Source organism: Acinetobacter sp. WCHAc060042 (assembly GCF_003231195.1).
In the GTDB taxonomy this organism is placed as follows: domain Bacteria; phylum Pseudomonadota; class Gammaproteobacteria; order Pseudomonadales; family Moraxellaceae; genus Acinetobacter.
On sequence record NZ_QKVN01000112.1, the window covers coordinates 1 to 851 of the forward strand.

Annotated in this window: 1 protein-coding gene; it reads right to left on the reverse strand. The window is 41.6% G+C overall.

Annotated elements, in window-relative coordinates:
• Window positions 1-83: 83 nt before the first annotated feature.
• On the reverse strand, window positions 84-851 hold a 768-nt coding region (locus DPG01_RS18455; RefSeq protein ID WP_110976009.1), incomplete at its 5' end, for an enoyl-ACP reductase FabI.

Consider the following 851-nt stretch of genomic DNA (forward strand, 5'->3'; position numbering starts at 1 on the left):
AATCTTTTTAAAATCTCACTCGCTATCTTCAAAAACAAAGCCGCTATAAAAGCGGCTTTATTAAATGATTTTAATCAATCTAATTATTCATCAAGCATCAAGTCTGGGCTCATCCCCACAGTGTTGAAACCTGCATCGACATACATGATTTCACCGGTAATACCATTTGCCCAAGGTGAGCAAAGGAATAATGCAGCATTACCGACATCTTCAATGGTCACATTACGTTTAAGTGGTGAAATTTTTTCGTTTACATCTAACATTTTGCGGAACGACTTAATCCCTGATGCCGCCAAAGTACGGATTGGCCCTGCTGAAATCGCATTCACACGAATCCCTTCTGCACCCAAGCTTGATGCCAAGTAACGTACGCCCGCTTCTAATGATGCTTTCGCCATACCCATCACATTGTAGTTTGGCATTACACGTTCAGAACCTTGGTAAGTCAAAGTCAATAAACAACCTTGACGAACTAAAAGTAACGGCTTCGCAGCACGCGCCATCGCAATAAAGCTATATGCACTAATGTCATGTGCCACTTTAAAACCATTACGATCCGTTACATCGGTAAAGTCACCATCCAATGTATGCGCAGGCGCAAAACTAATCGAATGTACTACACCGTCTAACCCGTCCCAGTGTTTTGCCAATTCAACAAAAGTCTGTTCAATTTCAGCGTCGACAGCCACATCACATGGTAGAACAATCGTTGAGCCAAATTGTGCTGCAAATTCATCTACACGTTTTTTCAGTTTTTCATTTGGATAAGTAAATGCAAGTTCCGCGCCTTCACGGTGAAGCGCTTGAGCAATACCAAATGCAATTGATAATTTACTTGCAATACCTGCTAC